The 18,788-nt window shown below is 67.5% G+C and carries 17 protein-coding genes and 1 other RNA gene; 8 read left to right on the forward strand and 10 right to left on the reverse strand.

Features of this window, described 5'->3' with window-relative positions; translation table 11 throughout:
- The 9 genes from rpoS to ffs all read right to left on the reverse strand — a co-directional run bounded on the left by rpoS (nt 1) and on the right by ffs (nt 8,828).
- A complete protein-coding gene (gene rpoS, locus CFB46_RS13555) occupies nt 1–1,089 on the reverse strand; it encodes an RNA polymerase sigma factor RpoS (RefSeq protein WP_027784590.1) in 1,089 nt (362 codons plus the stop codon).
- Between the two features lie 11 nt (nt 1,090–1,100).
- Nucleotides 1,101–2,006 (reverse strand): peptidoglycan DD-metalloendopeptidase family protein, encoded by a 906-nt coding sequence (locus tag CFB46_RS13560; protein ID WP_089500263.1) that lies wholly within the window; start codon nt 2,004–2,006, stop codon nt 1,101–1,103.
- Nucleotides 2,007–2,011: 5 nt separating this feature from the next.
- Nucleotides 2,012–2,944, reverse strand: a complete 933-nt coding sequence (locus CFB46_RS13565; protein WP_027784592.1) for a protein-L-isoaspartate(D-aspartate) O-methyltransferase — start codon at nt 2,942–2,944, stop codon at nt 2,012–2,014.
- The gene (gene surE / locus CFB46_RS13570; protein ID WP_027784593.1) at nt 2,941–3,702 is read right to left on the reverse strand and encodes a 5'/3'-nucleotidase SurE; all 762 of its coding nucleotides are present in this window, start codon (nt 3,700–3,702) and stop codon (nt 2,941–2,943) included. The genes CFB46_RS13565 and surE overlap by 4 nt, the downstream gene beginning before the upstream one ends.
- A 222-nt stretch (nt 3,703–3,924) precedes the next feature.
- Nucleotides 3,925–5,130: a CaiB/BaiF CoA transferase family protein gene (locus tag CFB46_RS13575; RefSeq protein ID WP_027784594.1), complete on the reverse strand. Its 1,206-nt coding sequence runs from the start codon at nt 5,128–5,130 to the stop codon at nt 3,925–3,927.
- Nucleotides 5,131–5,179: 49 nt separating this feature from the next.
- Entirely contained in the window at nt 5,180–5,776 is a 597-nt protein-coding gene (gene recR, locus CFB46_RS13580) for a recombination mediator RecR (protein ID WP_027784595.1), read from the reverse strand.
- A gap of 31 nt (nt 5,777–5,807) precedes the next feature.
- Entirely contained in the window at nt 5,808–6,134 is a 327-nt protein-coding gene (locus tag CFB46_RS13585; protein WP_006482124.1) for a YbaB/EbfC family nucleoid-associated protein, read from the reverse strand.
- A gap of 95 nt (nt 6,135–6,229) precedes the next feature.
- The gene (locus tag CFB46_RS13590) at nt 6,230–8,602 is read right to left on the reverse strand and encodes a DNA polymerase III subunit gamma/tau (protein WP_089500264.1); all 2,373 of its coding nucleotides are present in this window, start codon (nt 8,600–8,602) and stop codon (nt 6,230–6,232) included.
- 127 nt (nt 8,603–8,729) lie between these two features.
- Nucleotides 8,730–8,828, reverse strand: an RNA gene (ffs, locus tag CFB46_RS13595) — signal recognition particle sRNA small type.
- 387 nt (nt 8,829–9,215) lie between these two features.
- Here ffs and trxA point away from each other — a divergent pair.
- From trxA to CFB46_RS13635, 8 genes are all read left to right on the forward strand, one after another.
- Entirely contained in the window at nt 9,216–9,542 is a 327-nt protein-coding gene (gene trxA, locus CFB46_RS13600; RefSeq protein ID WP_006402348.1) for a thioredoxin TrxA, read from the forward strand.
- Between the two features lie 194 nt (nt 9,543–9,736).
- The gene (gene rho, locus CFB46_RS13605; protein ID WP_006478662.1) at nt 9,737–10,999 is read left to right on the forward strand and encodes a transcription termination factor Rho; all 1,263 of its coding nucleotides are present in this window, start codon (nt 9,737–9,739) and stop codon (nt 10,997–10,999) included.
- Between the two features lie 128 nt (nt 11,000–11,127).
- A complete protein-coding gene (locus CFB46_RS13610; RefSeq protein ID WP_089500431.1) occupies nt 11,128–11,628 on the forward strand; it encodes a MerR family transcriptional regulator in 501 nt (166 codons plus the stop codon).
- Nucleotides 11,625–13,181 (forward strand): MFS transporter, encoded by a 1,557-nt coding sequence (locus CFB46_RS13615; RefSeq protein WP_089500265.1) that lies wholly within the window; start codon nt 11,625–11,627, stop codon nt 13,179–13,181. The genes CFB46_RS13610 and CFB46_RS13615 overlap by 4 nt, the downstream gene beginning before the upstream one ends.
- 38 nt (nt 13,182–13,219) lie before the next feature.
- Complete coding sequence (locus tag CFB46_RS13620; RefSeq protein WP_089500266.1) at nt 13,220–14,053, forward strand: zinc-dependent peptidase; 834 nt, start codon at nt 13,220–13,222, stop codon at nt 14,051–14,053.
- 159 nt (nt 14,054–14,212) lie between these two features.
- On the forward strand, nt 14,213–14,476 hold the full coding sequence (locus CFB46_RS13625) for a type B 50S ribosomal protein L31 (RefSeq protein WP_027784600.1): 264 nt from the start codon (nt 14,213–14,215) through the stop codon (nt 14,474–14,476).
- Nucleotides 14,477–14,619: 143 nt separating this feature from the next.
- Nucleotides 14,620–16,452, forward strand: coding sequence for an ArnT family glycosyltransferase (locus tag CFB46_RS13630; protein WP_089500267.1), 1,833 nt, complete (start codon nt 14,620–14,622; stop codon nt 16,450–16,452).
- 2 nt (nt 16,453–16,454) lie between these two features.
- Entirely contained in the window at nt 16,455–17,810 is a 1,356-nt protein-coding gene (locus CFB46_RS13635) for an MATE family efflux transporter (RefSeq protein ID WP_089500268.1), read from the forward strand.
- Between the two features lie 11 nt (nt 17,811–17,821).
- Here the strand turns inward: CFB46_RS13635 and lipA are convergent, their stop codons facing one another.
- The gene (gene lipA, locus CFB46_RS13640) at nt 17,822–18,787 is read right to left on the reverse strand and encodes a lipoyl synthase (RefSeq protein ID WP_089500269.1); all 966 of its coding nucleotides are present in this window, start codon (nt 18,785–18,787) and stop codon (nt 17,822–17,824) included.
- Between the last annotated feature and the right edge of the window lies 1 nt (nt 18,788).

Below are 18,788 nucleotides of genomic sequence, written 5' to 3' on the forward strand. Positions count from 1 at the left end.
TTACAGAACGGCGTCCTTGCGCACGCCGTTGGAGGCGAAGAACCGCTTGAGGCGCACCAGCGCTTCCTGCTGGATCTGTCGCACGCGTTCGCGCGTGAGCCCCATCTCGTCGGCGAGCTCCTCGAGCGTCGCCGGTTCGATATGGTTCAGGCCGAAGCGGCGCTCGATCACGTGCCGGTGCTTGTCGGACAGCCGCGACAGCCACGCGCGCGTCAACGTTTCGAGCTCGCGGTGCTGCACCTCGGCGTCGGGCGACTGGCTCTGGTCGTCGGGCAGCAGATCGAGCAGGCTGCTCGCGGGATCGAGGTCGAGCGGCGCGTCGAGCGACGCCGTGTGTTCGTTGAGCGCGAGGATATCGGTGACTTCCTCGGCGGTCTTGCCGGTGAGATAGGCGATGTCGTCGATGCTGGCTTCGCGGCGCTCGGCCGCCTCGCCCGTCGACATCGAATTCTTTTCGAGGTGGCGCTTCGCGCGCAATACCTGGTTCAGTTCGCGGATCACGTGCACGGGCAGGCGCACCGTGCGGGCCTGGTTCATGATCGCCCGCTCGATGCTCTGCCGGATCCACCACGTCGCGTAGGTCGAGAAACGGAAACCGCGCGTCGGGTCGAATTTCTCGATCGCATGCATCAGGCCGAGGTTGCCTTCCTCGATCAGGTCGAGCAGCGGCACGCCGCGGTTCAGGTACCCCTTCGCGATACTGACGACGAGACGCAGGTTGCGCTCGATCATCACCTGGCGCGCCTCGAATTCGCCGGCCTTCGCGAGGCGCGAATAGCGCTGCTCTTCCTCGACGGTCAGCAGCGGCTTCACGCTGATGCGGTTCAGGTAATGCTGGATCGTGTCGGCCGTGAGCTCGGCCTGCAGCAGCGTGCGGAAATCGTCGACGTCGGGCGCCGCTTCCTGGCGGCCTTCGCGCTCGTCGTCGCCACCGTCCGCTTCGCCGTCGCGTGTATCGAGATCACGTTCGTTTTCCGCGGCGTCGTCCTCGTCGTCCGTCGAAGCACCTACTCGCCCCACCGATGCTTGCGTGGCACGACTGATCTTCTCAGACTCGGCTTGCGGCTCGTGGCGCTTCGATTTCGGCATGGTCGTCTCGGTTATTGAGGCGGCAAATACTTCAGCGGATCGACAGGCTTACCCTGCCGGCGAACCTCGAAATGCAGCATCACGCGGTCGGCATCGCTGTTACCCATCTCGGCGATCTTCTGCCCCTTCGTTACCGCGTCCCCCTCTTTTACCATCAAAGCGCGATTGTGTGCATACGCCGTGAGGTAAGTTGCATCGTGTTTGATGATAATGAGGTTGCCGTAGCCACGCAGGCCGTTGCCGGAGTAAACGACGCGGCCGTCCGCGGCCGCCTTCACGGCTTCGCCGGCCGTCCCGCCGATATTGACACCCTTGTTCTTCGCATCGTCGAACCCGTTCAGCACGGGGCCGCGCGCGGGCCATGCGAACGTCACGGGGCCGCTCGGCGCGGCAGCCGTATCGCTCGATCCGGTTGCCGCAGCCGGCGGCGTGGCGGCGAGCGAGGACGACGTGCCCATGGCCGGCGTGGCCGGCCCGCTGCTCAGCGGTGCGGTCGCGACTGCACCGCCGGCGATCGGCGCGGTGGCCGGCGCGCCCGCAGCCGGTACGCCCGCGACCGCGGCGCCGCCTGGCGGCGCCACGCGCAGCAACTGGTCGACTTCGATCTGGTTCGGGTTCGTCAGATTGTTCCACGACGCGATGTCGCGATAGTTCTGCCCGTTCTCCAGCGCGATCCGGTACAGCGTGTCGCCCGGCTTCACACGGTAGAAGCCCGGCGGCGGCGGGCCGAGCGGCACCGCGGGCTGCGCGGCGGCGGTCGTGCCGAGCGAGCCGGAGCGGTCGACGACGGGCGCGTTGTCGAGCCGCGTCGCACAGGCGGCCAGTAACGTGGAGAACGCAGCCACACAGATCGCGCGCTGGGCGAGCGTGAGCGGTTCCCTGGATCGGTTGTTTTGCATCGCGCGCAACATACTCATCGGTTTCAAATCACTCCGGATTTTAAAGGGACAAAGAAAACGCGATCAAGCCGGGACTCTCGCCATTGCGCGTGCGCAACGCGCTCGACGAGCGTGAGCACCTGGTGCTGCCCGCTCTGCGCGCCGACCGGCGCGATGAGCCGCCCGCCGATCGCGAGCTGCTCGAGCAGCGCCTGCGGCACGTCGAGCCCCGCCGCCGCGATCACGATCGCGTCGAACGGGGCCGCGGACGGCAGGCCGACACGCCCGTCGCCGTAGTGCAGACGGATGTTCGGCACGCGCAGCGGCCGCAGGTTCAGCTTCGCGCGCTCGTAAAGCGGCTTGATGCGTTCAATCGAATACACGTCGCGTGCCACGTGGCTCAGCACGGCGGCCTGATAGCCGCAACCGGTGCCGATCTCGAGCACGCGCTCGAGCGTGCGGCCGGCCATCGCGAGCTCGATCATGCGCGCGACGACCGACGGCTTTGAAATGGTCTGCTGGTGGCCGATCGGCAACGCCGAATCCTCGTAGGCCTGCGTCGCGAGCCCGGGATCCACGAACATGTGGCGCGGCACCGCGGCCATCGCGTCCAGCACGCGCGCATCGGTCACCCCGTTCGCGCGCAGGCGTTCGACCATCCGCTCGCGCACACGTTCCGACGTGAGCGCGAACGCGCCGGCCGGCACGATGCTCGGCGCAGCCGGCTTCGGCAGCGCAGGCTTCAGCACGGTCGGCTTCGGTGCGGTCGCCGGCTTCGCGGCGGCGATACCCGGCAGCGGCGCCCGCACGGCGGCCGGCTTCACCGCAACCGGTTTCAGCACGGCTGCGGGTTTGTCGGCGGCCTTCGACTTCGTGCCCGCCACTTGGCGTTCACCGGCCCGACCTTCCGACTTGCGTGGCGCTCGCTTGAGATCTTCGAGCGCGAGCGGGAACCGCTTCGCGCGCTCGCCGCTCATGAAGCCCGCCCTCCGGCGCGCGCCCATTCGCGCGTCGCGGGCAGCATCTGCGTATGCGTGAGATCGAGCTGCAGCGGCGTGATCGACACGAAGCCGTTTGCGACGGCGTGGAAATCGGTGCCCTCGCTGGCGTCCAGCGCCTCGCCCGCGGCACCGATCCAGTAAATCGGCTCGCCGCGCGGGTCGGTCTGGCGAATCACCGGCTGCGACGGATGACGCTTGCCGAGGCGCGTGACTTTCCAGCCCTTCTGTTGGTCGTACGGCAGGTTCGGAATATTGACGTTCAGCAGCGGCTGGCCGGGCAGCGGATGTGCGAGGTAGTGCGCGACGATTTCCGCGGCGACGCGCGCGGCATCGGCCAGATGGGCCCAGCCCTTGTCGACCAGCGAGAACGCGATCGCCGGCACACCGAACATGATGCCTTCGGTGGCGGCTGCAACTGTCCCCGAATAGAGCGTGTCTTCGCCCATGTTCTGGCCGTTGTTGATGCCCGACACGACGATATCCGGCCTCGCATCGGCCATCCCCGTCAGCGCAACGTGCACCGAATCGGTCGGCGTGCCGTTCACGTAGAAGAAACCCGTACCCGCTGCGCGCTGCACCGACAGCGGCCGCGACAACGTGAGGGAATTCGACGCGCCGCTGCAGTTCTGCTCGGGCGCGATCACCGTAAGCTCGGCCAGCGGCTGCAACGCTTCGCTGAGCGCGGCGAGACCGGGGGCGAGATAGCCGTCGTCGTTGCTGAGTAGGATTCGCATCCGGCGATTGTAACCGAGGAAAGATGGCGCGAGAGCGACAGTCCGGCCACCGCGGACGGGCGGGTATACGCATGGGCACGCGCTGCGCCGCCGCACTGCGCGGCGGCGTTCCACGCGCTGGGGAAAACACCGGGCCGCCGGGTTTTCCGCCCGGAGAAAATCTCCTTGGGAACATCATCCCGTCATCGGGCCGCCCGGCGCGACGCGCCAGGCCGGGTGCACTCAGATCGCGCCGGCCTCGCGCAGGGCGGCAATCGCCTGCCCGTCGTAGCCGAGGCCGCGCAGCACCTCGTCGGTATGCTCGCCGAGCTCGGGCCCGAGCCAGCGTGTTTCGCCCGGCGTATCCGACAGCTTCGGCGTGATGTTCGGCAGCGGAATGTCGGTGCCGTCGGCCAGCTTGAAACGCTGGATCATCTGGCGCGCGACGAACTGCGGATCGGTGAACATGTCGGCGGCGCTGTAGATGCGCCCGGCCGGCACGTCGGCCGCGTTGAGCACGACGAGCGCCTCGTCGATCGTGCGCGGCGCGAGCCACGCGGCGATCGCGTCGTCGATTTCCTGCGTGCGCGGCACACGCCCGTCGTTTTGCGCGAGCGCGGGATCGTCGGCGAGGTCGTCGCGTTCGATCGCCTTCATCAGCCGCTTGAAGATCGGATCGCTGTTGCCGCCGATCACGATGCTGCCGTCGCGGCATGCATACGTATTCGACGGCACGATGCCCGGCAGCGACGCACCGGTGCGCTCGCGCACCATCCCGTACACGCCGTACTCGGGCACCACGCTTTCCATCATGTTGAAGACGGCTTCATACAGTGCAACGTCGACCACCTGCCCGGCGCCGCCATTGACCTTGCGATGATGGAGCGCCATCAGCGCGCCGATCACGCCGTGCAGCGCGGCGATCGAATCGCCGATCGAGATGCCGATGCGCGGCGGCGGCAGATCCGGATAGCCGGTGATGTGACGCAGCCCGCCCATCGATTCGGCGATCGCGCCGAAGCCGGGCCGGTCGCGGTACGGGCCCGTCTGCCCGTAGCCGGACAGGCGCACCATCACGAGGCCCGGATTGTCGGCCGACAGCACGTCGTAGCCGAGCCCGAGCTTTTCGAGCAGGCCCGGACGGAAGTTCTCGATCACGATGTCGGCCTCGCTCGCGAGCTGCCGCGCGATCGCCTTGCCGGCGTCGGCTTTCAGGTTGAGCGTGACCGATTTCTTGTTGCGCGCCTGGACGGACCACCACAGCGACGTGCCGCCCTGCTCCGGGTGGAGTTTGCGCCACTTGCGCAGCGGGTCGCCGCCGTTCGGATCCTCGATCTTGATCACTTCCGCGCCGAATTCGGCGAACAGCCGCGACGCGAACGGCCCCGCGATCAGCGTTCCGAATTCGAGCACCTTGACGCCCGCGAGCGGGCCCTGGCTGACGCTCATGTGTCTCCCTGACATGAAGGAACGGCGCCGCCCGCGGGCGGCGCCCGGCTTACATCGTGCGGCGGTCGAGCATCGCGCGGGCGATGGTGCCCGCGTCGACGTACTCGAGCTCGCCGCCCACCGGCACGCCGCGCGCGAGGCGCGTGACCGCGAGCCCGCGCGCCTTGAGCGTCTGGCCGAGGTAGTGGGCGGTGGCTTCGCCTTCGTTCGTGAAGTTGGTCGCGAGCACGACTTCCTTGACGACGCCGTCGGACGCGCGCCGCACGAGGCGGTCGAAATGGATTTCCTTCGGGCCGATTCCGTCGAGCGGGCTCAGTCGCCCCATCAGCACGAAATACAGCCCGCGGTAGGTCATCGTCTGCTCGAGCATGATCTGGTCGGCAGGCGTCTCGACGACGCACAGCAGCGTCGGATCGCGCTCCTCGTCGCTGCAGACGTCGCAGATCTGCGCTTCGGTGAACGTGTTGCACTTCTCGCAGTGCTGCAGATGCTCGGTCGCGAACAGCAGCGAGCGGCCGAGCCGCTCCGCGCCCTCACGGTCGTGCTGCATCAGGTGAACCGCCATGCGCTGCGCGGATTTCGGCCCGACGCCGGGCAGCACGCGCAACGCTTCGACGAGAGCGGACAAGGCGGACGGCTGTTTCATACGGCGGCAAACGGTGACAAGGACGCCGCGCTCAGAACGGCAGCTTGAAGCCCGGGGGCAGCGGCAGGCCCGACGTCATCCCGCTCATCTTTTCCTGCGACGTTGCTTCGGCCTTGCGCACCGCGTCGTTGAACGCAGCGGCGACGAGATCCTCGAGCATGTCCTTGTCGTCCGCGAGCAGGCTCGGGTCGATCGACACGCGGCGCACTTCGTTGCGGCACGTCATCGTCACCTTGACGAGGCCGGCGCCCGACTGCCCTTCGACTTCGATGAGCGCAAGCTGCTCCTGCATCTTCTTCATGTTTTCCTGCATTTGCTGCGCTTGCTTCATCAGTCCGGCGAGGTTGCCTTTCAACATGGGAATACTCCTTCTTGATCGTGTGAAAACCGGCACGCGGCGCGTGCCGGCCAATGTGTGCGGGGCGTGATTGTGCCTGTCGCGGGGCGCTCAGTTCAATGCAGCGTCGGCGGCGCGCCGTCCGGCGCCGAATCGGCGAGCGGGCGCACCGATCCGTCGACGATGCGCGCACCGAACTCGCGCACGAGCTGCTGGACGAACGGATCGCCGTGAATCTCCTGCTCGGCTTCGCGCTGGCGCGCCGCGCGTGCGGCCGCATCGAGCGCTGCCGCGGTGCGCCGCGCGGGCCCGACCTCGACGCTCACCTCGACCGGCTTGCCGAGCGCATCGGCCAATGCGGCCTTCAGCTTCGCCACCTGTGCGGCGTCCGCATACTGCGGCACCGGCACGGACAATTTCAATGCGCTCGCATCGACGGCCGTCAGTTCGCTGTTGAACGCGAGCTGGTACGCGACACCCTTCAGCGGCAACCGCGCGGCCAGCGCCGGCCATTCGCCGTCGAAGCCGATCGGATCGAGCGCGATCGCGGGCGGCAACGGGCGCGAGTCGATCGGCGCGGCCGGACGCGCGTCCGCCGGCTTCGGCGTCACGCGCACGTCGTCGGGACCGCTGTCGAATACCGGCACGAAGCCGTCGTCGGAACCGCCGAACATCTCGTCGGCGCTGAGCGGTACGTAGTCGTCGGGCGGGATGTCTTCCCAAGGCGGCGACGGCTGGCGCGAATCGGCTGCTTGCGGCGCACGGGCAGCGGCACGCGGCGTCGGCACCTGGACGGCCGGACGCGGTGTGGCCAGCTTGTCGGCCGCCGGCTGGGTTGCCGCCGGCTTGGCGGCAGCAGCGCCTGCGCGCCCACGGTCCGACGACACGCGCATCCCCGCATTGCGCAGCACGTCGAGCGCGGCGGCGGCACCGCCTGCGCGCGCCGACCGCGCGGCGGCGGGTTCGGGCGATGCAGCGCGCGGCGCCGGTTCGGCCGCGGGAGCCGGTTCGTCGTTTCGCTGCATGGCGGCAACGGCAGGCGGCTCAGGTTCCTTGTGCGCGGGAGGCGGCATGTCGACTGCGGGCACTGCCTTCGCTTCCGGCTGCGGCGGCTCGATAGCTTGTGCGTGGGCCGTGACCGGTGCCGGTGCCGGTGCTGCCGACTCTGCCGGTGACGGGACGGCAACCGGTTGGGCGGCCGGCCGCTCGGCTTCGTCGCCTGATTGCGCCGGCGCCGAACGTGCGACCGGTGCAGCCGGCGCCGCGGCTTGCGGACGCGCTGCGGCAGCGGGCGCAGCCGATACCGGCTTCGCCGCGGCGGCTGCCGGTGCCGCGGCTGCGCGCGGGGCCGGCACCGTACGCGGCGGCACGGACGGCTGGCCGCCCGGCGCACTGCCGGCGCCAACGGTCGGCTCGAACGCGAGCATCCGCAGCAGCGTCATCGTGAAACCGGCGTATTCGTCCGGCGCCAGGCCGAGCTCGGCACGCCCTACGGTCGCGATCTGATAGAACAATTGAACCTGTTCGGGGCTCAGCGTCTCCGCGAAACGACGCAGGTCGGCCGCTTCCGGCCATTCGTCGAGCACCGAGCCCGGCGCGAACTGCGCCCATGCGATCCGGTGCAGCAGGCTCGCGAGATCCTGCAGCGCGGTCGAGAACGACAGGCTGCGCAGCGACATCTCGTCGGCAATCGCGAGGATTTCCGGGCCGTTGCTTGCCGCGAGCGCGTCGAGCAGGCGCACCATGTAAGTCTGGTCGAGCGCGCCGAGCATGCCCGACACCGCCGACTCGGTCACCTCGTTCGCCGAATAGGCGATCGCCTGGTCGGTCAGCGACAGCGCGTCGCGCATGCTGCCCTGCGCGGCGCGCGCGAGCAGACGCAGCGCCTGCGGCTCGAACGTGATCCGCTCTTCGCCGAGGATCCGCTCGAGATGCGACACGATGTGCCCGGCCGGCATCTGCTTCAGGTTGAACTGCAGGCAGCGCGACAGCACGGTGACGGGGATTTTCTGCGGATCGGTCGTCGCGAGGATGAACTTGACGTGCGGCGGCGGCTCTTCGAGCGTCTTCAGCATCGCGTTGAACGCGTGGTTCGTCAGCATGTGCACTTCGTCGATCATGTAGACCTTGAAGCGCGCATCGACGGGCGCGTACACCGCGCGCTCGAGCAGCGCGGCCATCTCGTCGACACCGCGGTTGCTCGCCGCATCCATCTCGACATAGTCGACGAAACGGCCCTCGTCGATCTCGCGACAGGCGCGACACACGCCGCACGGCTGCGACGTGACGCCGGTTTCACAGTTGAGCGCCTTCGCGAAGATCCGAGACAGCGTCGTCTTGCCGACACCGCGGGTTCCGGTAAACAGATAGGCGTGATGGAGACGCCCGCCGTCGAGCGCGTGCGTGAGCGCCCTGACGACGTGCTCCTGGCCGACGAGCGAAGCGAAATCCTTCGGACGCCACTTGCGTGCGAGAACTTGATAGGTCATCGGGAAATTGTATCAGTAACGCTGCGTCGCGCCGACACGCGAAACGGTGCGGAACACGGGCAAGGCGCAGGTCGAACGGAGTGTGACGCAGAAATAAAAAACGCCCTACGAACGGGGCGAGAAGGAAGGTGACGAGCCCAACCCTCGGCACTGGCAGAAAACGATTGTGGCTGCTTCGTTCCCGACCTGACCAGGTTCACCGCCCCACCATGCGAGGAGGCCCGTCACGGCATATTCTATCACCGCTTCCGGACGAATGCGACCGTTTGTTCGCATCAATGCGAATATCGCCGGGCAAACCGGCACGTCGTCCACTTGTACACGTCGAATGCGGCCCGCCCCTTGTAATTCGCGGACCGGCCTCCACCTGCGTGGCACGACGGTCGAACGTCGCGTCGTACCCCTACTCGCGTAGCGGCTACTATCGCCGCCCGCAGCAGATAGCAATTTAGGCTAATATGACGCCCGAACGACCCGCGAGCCGCGGCATGCAGCGCTTACGCCCTCTTTCCGGAAGGCGGAGTGGCCTGCCGCGGCGGCCGGCAGCCCACGGCGGCCGGTACGCCGCAACGCGCAAGCAGGCAGTCCCCGAACCGTAAGAGGTATTGACCCAATGAGCGAACAGATCAAACACATCAGCGACGCATCGTTCGAACAGGACGTCGTCAAGTCCGACAAGCCCGTACTCGTCGATTTCTGGGCCGAATGGTGCGGCCCGTGCAAGATGATCGCCCCGATCCTCGACGAAGTCGCGAAGGACTACGGCGACAAGCTGCAGATCGCGAAGATCAACGTCGACGACAACCAGGCCACGCCGGCGAAATTCGGCGTGCGCGGCATCCCGACGCTGATCCTGTTCAAGAACGGCGCGGCCGCCGCGCAGAAGGTCGGCGCGCTGTCGAAGTCGCAGCTCACCGCATTCCTGGACAGCCATCTGTAATACCGGCAGTTCCGCGGACGTGTTGTCAGTCGGCAACACGTCCGTCGTCAAGCCGACGATCGCTCGCTCAAGCGCGAATCGGCCTATGCTAGAATTAAAAAACGTCGGCAAGACGCATTAAGTCTCTGAGCGCTTCCGCTCGCCCTCCTCCCTTATTTTCTTTCGTCGCTTCTCCTCCCTGGCGGGTTCCCCGTATGCATTTATCCGAGCTCAAGTCTCTGCACGTGTCCGAACTGATCGAAATGGCCAATGGCCTGGAGATCGAAAACGCGAACCGCCTGCGCAAGCAGGAGTTGATGTTCGCCATTCTTAAAAAGCGCGCCAAGACGGGAGAGACGATCTTCGGCGACGGCACGCTCGAAGTGCTGCCGGACGGCTTCGGCTTCCTGCGCTCGCCGGAAATGTCGTACCTCGCGAGCACCGACGACATCTACATCAGCCCGTCGCAGATCCGGCGCTTCAACCTGCACACCGGCGACACCATCGAAGGTGAAGTCCGTACGCCGAAGGACGGCGAGCGCTACTTCGCGCTGGTGAAGGTCGACAAAGTCAACGGGCAGCCGCCCGAGGCCTCGAAACACAAGATCATGTTCGAGAACCTCACGCCGCTGCATCCGAACAAGCCGCTGTCGCTCGAACGCGAAATGCGCGGCGAGGAAAACGTCACGGGCCGCATCATCGACATGATCGCGCCGATCGGCAAGGGCCAGCGCGGCCTGCTCGTCGCGTCGCCGAAGTCGGGCAAGACCGTGATGCTCCAGCACATCGCGCACGCGATCAAGCAAAACCACCCGGACGTGATCCTGTTCGTGCTGCTGATCGACGAGCGTCCGGAAGAAGTGACCGAAATGCAGCGCTCGGTCGCCGGCGAAGTGATCGCCTCGACGTTCGACGAACCGGCCACGCGCCACGTCCAGGTCGCCGAAATGGTGATCGAGAAGGCCAAGCGCCTCGTCGAAATGAAGCACGACGTCGTGATCCTGCTCGACTCGATCACGCGTCTCGCGCGCGCATACAACACCGTGATCCCGGCGTCGGGCAAGGTGCTGACGGGCGGTGTCGACGCGAACGCGCTGCAGCGTCCGAAGCGCTTCTTCGGCGCGGCGCGCAACATCGAGGAAGGCGGCTCGCTGACGATCATCGGCACCGCGCTGATCGAAACCGGCAGCCGCATGGACGACGTGATCTACGAAGAGTTCAAGGGCACCGGCAACATGGAAGTGCACCTCGAGCGCCGTCTCGCGGAAAAGCGCGTGTATCCGTCGATCAACCTGAACAAGTCGGGCACGCGTCGCGAGGAGATGCTGATCAAGCCCGAGATCCTTCAGAAGATCTGGGTGCTGCGCAAGTTCATCCACGACATGGACGAAGTCGAGGCCATGGAATTCCTGCTCGACAAGATCCGTCAGACGAAGAGCAACTCCGAGTTCTTCGACCTGATGCGCCGCGGCGGCTGATCGCCCCCGCTCCGCGCCACGGCCGCCCGCGCAACCTGCCCGGCGGCCGTTTTTCGATCTCAACCTGAACGTGAACGTACAGGTTGATCTATAATCGCGTCATCGTCCCGCCGAATCTCGTCCACCCGATGCCGAACGATGCCTCCACCCCGCTGTTGACCGTCAGCGACGCCGCGTCGCGGCTCGGCGTCACGCCGCGCACGCTCAAATATTACGAAGAGCGCGGGCTCGTCACGCCGTCGCGCAGCGAAGGCCGCTACCGCCTCTACGACGAAGCCGACCTCGAGCGCTTCGCGCGCATCCTGCGCTTGCGTGCGCTCGGCTTCTCGCTGCACGGCATCACCGAAATGCTGAAGCGCCCGCTGGAAGAAACCGGCGACGGCCGGCGCCGCTATTCGGATGCGTCGCTGCGCGACATCCGCGCGGGCCTGGCCGAGCAGATCGATACGCTCGACCGGCGGATCGCGGCCGTCCAGCGCGAGCTGAAGGAAGCCGTCGCGCTGCGCAAGGAGTTGCAGCACGACATCGACTACGTCGAACGGCGCCTCGCCGGCGAAAACGCCGAGGCGCTGATCGCGCAGCGGCAGGCCGAAGCCGGCACGCGGCGCGCGCGCAAGGATCGCGAATGAACGCGGTGCCGGGCCGGCCGCCGCTGTGGAGCCGCGCGAACCTGCGCGCGGACCTGTTCCCGTGGGCGCTCGCGCTCGTCACCGGCATCGACTACTTCGACAACGCCGTCTTCTCGTTCTTCGCGAGCTACATCGCGGGCGGCATCAACGCGTCGCCCGACGAACTCGTCTGGTCGTCGAGCGCCTACGCGGTCACGGCCGTGCTCGGCATCCTGCAGCAACAATGGTGGGTCGACCGGCTCGGCCATCGCCGCTACGTCGCGGGCTGCATGCTGATGTTCTCGTTCGGCGCGATCGCGGCGGCGCTGGCCGACACGTCGCTGGAACTCGCGTTCGCGCGCGGCTTTCAGGGCTATTTCATCGGCCCGATGATGGGTGCGTGCCGGATCCTGATCCAGATCAGCTTCAAGCCGCAGGAACGTCCGCCCGCGACGCGCGCATTCCTGATCATGATCCTGCTAGGCAGCGCGCTCGCGCCGATCGTCGGCGGGCTGCTGGTCGCGCATTCGACGTGGCGCGCACTGTTCGCGTGCACGGCGCCGGCCGGCATCGCGTTCGCGATCCTCGCCTTGCTCACGCTGCCCGATTCGGGCCGCACGCCGGACGACGAACGCGGTTCCGGACATTTCTGGCCGTACGTCGTGTTCGCGCTCGCGCAAGGGGCGCTGCAGATCGTGCTGCAGCAGGTGCATTACCAGCTCTACAGCGGCTCGCCGATGCTGATCCTGCTGACGATCGCGGGGCTCGGCGCGCTCGCGTGGTTCGCGTATCACCAGTGGCATCACCCGACGCCGCTCGTGCGGCTGCATGCGTTTCGCGAGCGGACGTTCCAGATCGGGCTGCTGCTCTACATGTTCTATTACTACGAGACGACGGGCTTCAGTTACCTGACGTCGCGGTTTCTCGAGGGCGGGCTCGGCTATCCGGTCGAGAACGCCGGGCGCCTCGTGGGCACGATGTCGCTGATCTCCGCCACCGCGCTGTTCGCCTACCTGCGCTACGCGAAATTCGTCACGCACAAGAAGTGGTTCGTCGTGCCGGGGTTCGCGATCGCCGTCACGGCCGCGCTGTGGATGACCCGGATGACGCCGCAGGTCGGCGAAGCCGCGCTGATCGTCCCGCTGCTGCTGCGCGGGTTGCTGCTGCTGTTCATCGTGCTGCCGGTCGCGAACCTCACGTTCCGGATTTTCGCGATCGACGAATACACGCACGGCTACCGGCTGAAGAACATCGTGCGGCAACTGACGATCTCGTTCGCGACGTCGTCGGTGATCATCGTCGAGCAGCACCGGCTGGCCGTGCACCAGACACGGCTCGTCGAGCGTGCGAACGTGTTCGATCCGCTGTTCCAGCAGACCGTCGATGCGCTGACGCGCAGCTATGCGGCCGCCGGCCACGCGCTGAACGACGCGCACGGCCTCGCGATCGCGTCGATCGCGCGGATGGTGGCGCAACAGGCGTCGTTCCTCGCGTCGCTCGACGGCTTTTACTTCCTCGCGGGCGTGGCGCTCGTCGGCGGCCTCTTCGCGGCATGGCAAAAACAGATCGATTGAGTTAAAAGACAGGCTTTGGTTTTTCATCCGCGGCCTCCATGCTTTCGAAACTGACCCGCTGGTTCGACGACCGCCGCCGCGACCGCGCGCTGCGCAGCCATCCGATTCCCGACGCGCTGTGGCTGGAAACCGTCGAGCGCCTGCCGTTCCTCGCGACCCTGCCGCCCGACGCGCTCGGCCGGCTGCGGGAGCTGACGAGCCTGTTCGTCGCGAAAAAATCGTTTTCGACCGCGCACGGGCTCGAGCTGACCGACGCGATGATCGTCGCGATCGCCGCGCAGGCCTGCCTGCCCGTGCTGAATCTCGACCTGTCGCTGTACGACGGCTGGGTCGGCGTCGTCGTGTATCCAGGCGAATTCGTGATCCGCAAGACCGTGCAGGACGAGGACGGCGTCGTCCACGAAGTCGAGCAGGATGCGAGCGGCGAGGCATGGGAAGGCGGCCCCGTGATCCTCTCGTGGGAAGACGCGCAGATGACCGACGGCCGGGACGCGTACAACGTCGTGATTCACGAGTTCGCGCACAAGATCGACATGGTCAACGGCGCGGCCGACGGCTATCCGCCCCTTTTTCGCCGCTGGCATGCGCCGCATCTCGACGCACAGGCGTGGGCCGACGTGTTCGAACACGCATACGACCAGTTCTGCGGGCGCGTCGACGCGGTGCCGGACCGCGCGTGGGCGCGCTTCGAGCGGGACTCGCTGATCGATCCCTATGCGGCCGATCATCCGTCGGAATTCTTCGCGGTGTGCAGCGAGGCGCTGTTCGTACGGCCGAAAGCGTTCGAGTCCGAATTTCCGGAGCTGTACCGGTTGCTCGCGCGCTACTACCGGCAGGATCCGGCCGGCACCGGCGCGCTCGACGCACCATGAAAATTATTCGTCAACCGTCTGATTTTCTGGCATAATCGCCGTTTTTCGACCTTAGGCAAGTGGCTCGCGCCGGGCTTGGCGTCGTCTGGTGATACGCGAATTCGCGCACGCCGGCACGGCAAGCGGCGGGTTGGCTACCGCTCTCACCAAGGAAAGACCATGAAAGAAGGCATCCACCCGAATTACCGCGAAGTCGTCTTCCAAGACATGTCGAACGGCTTCAAGTTCATCACGCGCTCGACGATCCAGACGCGTGAAAACATCGAACTCGACGGCAAGACCTACCCGCTCGCCAAGATCGAAGTGTCGTCGGAATCGCACTCGTTCTACACGGGTCAGCAAAAGATCATGGACACGGCAGGCCGTGTCGAGAAGTTCAAGAACAAGTTCGGCGCACGCGCCAACGGCAAGGCTGCAAAGTAAGCTTTGCACCGATCCGGTGGTTGCAACGCACCGGTACCGCACGAAAGGGCAGCCCAGGCTGCCCTTTTTTGTCTCTGCTCGCCCGGAAGGCGCCGACCGGCGCCCGGGCAACGGCCTGACGCACAACAGCGGGCGCGACTACAATGCCGGATGCTCGAAACCGGCTCGACCGCGCGCAACCGCGCCGGCCGCCCGCCCATAACAAATCGCTCATCTGCATGAAGCCTGTCGTCCGTCTCACCGCCTCCGCCACGCGTGCGCTGCCGCGCTGGCTGCTGCTCACGCTCTGCTTCGTCTACGCGGCGTTCGGCCTGTTCGGCCGCGACCCGTGGAAAAACGAGGACGCGGCGGGTTTCGGCGTGATGTGGACGATGGCCAAGGGCAGCTGGCACGACTGGCTGCTGCCGAACCTGGTCGGCAAGTTCATCACGACCGACGGGCCGCTCGGCTACTGGCTCGGCGCGTTGTCGATCCGCGGCCTGGGCCCGTGGGTCGACGCGAGCAACGCGTCGCGTGTCGACACCGGCTTGCTGTTCTGCGTCGCGTGCGCGTTCGTCTGGTATGCGGCCTACCTGCTCGGCCGGCGCGCCGAGGTTCAACCGTTCAAATACGCATTCGGCGGCGAACCCGAGCCGCGCGACTACGGCCGCACGCTCGGCGACGGCGCGCTGCTGGTGCTCGTCGCCTGCTTCGGTCTCGCGGAACGCGGGCACGAAACGACGCCGCAGCTGGCGCAGTTCGCGTGGATCGCGATGCTGGTGTACGGGATCGTGCGCGGCATCGACAAGCCGCTGCAAGGCGCACTGTGGTGGGGCCTCGCGATCGGCCTCGTCGCGCTGTCCGGCAACCCGGTGCTGGTCGTCGCGCTGCTCGCGGGCACGGCCGCGCTGTGGCTCGTCACGCCCGAGATGCGCAACCTGCGCCTGCCGCTCGTCGGCGTGCCGCTCGCGGCCGCGATCTTCGCGCTATGGCCGCTCGCCGCGTTCGTCGCGGCGCCGGACGACGCGGCCTGGTTCTTCAACCAGTGGATCCATGGCAGCCTGATGCGCTTTTCGGGTCCGCCGACGGCCGTGCTCGGCTATGCGGCGAAGAACCTGCCGCTGTTCACGTGGCCCGCGTGGCCGCTCGCGATCTGGGCGTGGTGGAGCTGGGCCGGCATGCGCCGTCGCGCGCACATCGCGATTCCGCTGTCGGTTGCCGTGCCGCTCGTCGCGCTCGTGATCCTGCAAAGCCAGCAGTCGAACCGCATGTACATGCTGCTGCTGCCGCCGCTCGCGGTGCTCGCGACGTTCGCGCTGCCGACCCTCAAGCGCGGCGCGATCAACGCGATCGACTGGTTCGCGGTGCTGAGCTTCACGATCCTCGGCACCTTCGTGTGGCTCGTGTGGCTCGCGTCGCTCACCGGCTTCCCGCATCCGCTCGCGCGCAACCTCGCGCGCCTCGTGCCCGGCTACGAGCCGCATTTCAAGATCCTGTCGTTCATCTGCGCGGTGATCGTCACCGTGTGCTGGTGCTTCCTCGTGCGCTGGCGCGTCTCGCGGCAGCCGAAGGTGCTGTGGCGCAGCGTCGTGCTGTCGAGCGCGGGCACCACGCTGATGTGGGTGCTGCTGATGACGCTGTGGCTGCCGATCGTCAACTACGGCCGGACCTATCGCGATGTCGCGCAACAGATCGCCGTGCACCTGCCGTCCGACTACGAGTGCATCTCGCCGGTGCGGCTCGGCGACGCGCAGATCGCGACTTTCGCGTACTTCGGCAACATGCACTTCGATTTCTCCGGCGACTGCGACGTGATCCTGCGCCAGGACCGTGCCGACTTCGGCGAGCCGAGCGCGATGTCGCAATACGTATGGCGGCTCGTCTGGGAAGGCCGCCGCGTCGCCGACCGCGACGAGCGCTTCCGCCTGTACGAGCGCATCGAACGGCCGAAGACGCCCGTCAAGCGGCGTCCGCCGCGCCGCCAGGCGGCCGATTGACGATGTTCGGCGACGTCCGCCGGATCGTCGGTCTCGCGTGGCCGGTGCTGGTCGGCCAGCTCGCGATCATCGCGTTCGGCGTGATCGACACCGCGATGGTCGGCCGCTACTCGGCCGTCGATCTCGCCGCGCTCGGGCTCGGCTCGTCGATCTACGTATCGATCTATATCGGCCTGACCGGCATCCTGTCCGCGTTGCAGCCGATCACCGGGCAACTGTACGGCGCGCGGCGCTATGCCGAGATCGGCGAGGAAGTACGCCAGGCGCTGTGGCTCGCGCTACTGCTCTCGATTCCCGGCTTCCTGCTGCTGCATTTTCCCGAGCCGCTGCTGCGCGTCGCGCACGCACCCGCCGCGCTGCACGAGCGCACCGTCGACTACCTGCGCATCCTGTCGTACGGGCTGCCCGCCAGCCTCGTATTCCGTATCTACAACGCGCTGACCAACGCGGCCGGCAAGCCGCGGCTGGCGATGATCCTGCAGATCGGCGCACTGCTGCTCAAGTTTCCGCTGAACGTGTGGTTCATCTTCGGCGGCTTCGGCGTGCCGGCGCTCGGCGGCCCCGGCTGCGGGCTCGCCAGCACGCTGATCAACTGGGCGCTCGCGCTGATCGGCTACGCGCTGCTCGCGAAGCTCGACGTGTTCGCGCCGCTCGCGATCTTCTCGCGCTTCTGCTGGCCCGTGTGGGCGCGCCAGAAGGCGATCCTGAAGCTCGGCGTGCCGATGGGCCTGTCGTACCTGATCGAGGTCACGTCGTACACGTGCATGGCGCTGTTCATCGCGCAGTTCGGCACGACGACGCTCGCCGGCCACCAGATCGCCGGCAACATCGGCGCGGTGCTGTACATGACGCCGCTGTCGATCGGCGTGGCGGCGTCGACGCTGGTCGCGCGCGCGCTCGGCGCCGGACACGCCGAGGAAGCCCGGCTGCTCGGCCGGCACAGCGTGATGTTCGCGTGCGGTATCGCGGCCGCCTACGGCGTGCTCGTGTTCGCGCTGCGCCCGCTGATCGTCGGCGGCTATACGCCCAACCCGGCCGTCGCCGCGGCCGCGATGCCGCTCGTCGCGATCGTCGCGTGCTACCACGTGTTCGATGCGCTGCAGGTCACGTCGGCGTTCGTGCTGCGCGCGTACAAGGTGGCGGTCGTGCCGACCGTGATCTACGCGGTCGCGCTGTGGGGCGTCGGACTCAGCGGCGGCTACGTGCTCGGCTTCGACGTCGGCGGCATCGCGCCCGCCTGGCTGACCGGCGCGCGCGGCTTCTGGTTCGCGAACACGGTCAGCCTGATGCTGGCGGGCGCGGGGCTCGTGCTGTACCTGCGTCGCATCAGCCGCGCGCACGCCACCGCCGCGGCCTGACGCGCGGCGCGCTACGCGTCCTCCAGCACGTCGGCCGCGTGATACGACGAGCGCACGAGCGGGCCGGCGACGATTTCCCGGAAACCGAGCGCGAGCGCCTCGTCGCGCCATGCGGCGAACGCGTCCGGGCTTACGTATCGCCGCACCGGCAAATGGTGCGCCGACGGCGCGAGATACTGGCCGAGCGTCAGCACGTCGACCTCGTGTGCGCGCAGGTCGCGCAGCGTGTCGCGCACCTCGTCGTCGCGCTCGCCGAGCCCGAGCATCAATCCCGATTTCGTCACGAGCGTCGGCCGCGCGGCCTTCGCCTGCGCGAGCAGTTCGAGCGAGCCGCGATAGTCGGCGCCCGGCCGCGCCGCCCGGTACAGCGACGGCACCGTCTCGATGTTGTGATTGAACACGTCGGGCCACGCCGACGACAGCGCGTCGAGCGCACGTGCCGCGCGGCCGCGGAAGTCCGGCGTCAGCACCTCGACGCCGATGCCCGGCACACTCGCGCGCACCGCCGCGATGCACGCGGCGAAATGCGCGGCGCCGCCGTCGCGCAGGTCGTCGCGGTCGACCGACGTGATCACGACGTAGCGCAACCCGAGCGCCGCCGCCGCGTCGGCCAGTCGCGCGGGCTCGTCGGGATCGAGCGGCTCGGGACGGCCGTGCGCGACATCGCAGAACGGGCTCCGCCGCGTGCACAGCCCGCCCATGATCATGAAGGTCGCGGTGCGCTGCGCGAAGCACTCGCCGATGTTTGGACACATCGCCTCCTCGCACACGGAATGCAGCCGATGCTCGCGTAGCACGGCGGCCATGTCGGCCACCGCCGCGCTCATCATCGGCCGTGCGTGCAGCCACGGCGGCTTCGGCAGCGCCGCGCCGGCCGCGGGCTCGACGCGCACCGGAATGCGCGCGAGCTTGTCGCGACTTCTCGCGCCGGGCTGGCCGAGCGCCGTGAGGCTGGGTCGTTCGAGCGCGGCGGCCATC

Source organism: Burkholderia sp. HI2761, assembly GCF_002223355.1.
GTDB lineage: Bacteria > Pseudomonadota > Gammaproteobacteria > Burkholderiales > Burkholderiaceae > Burkholderia.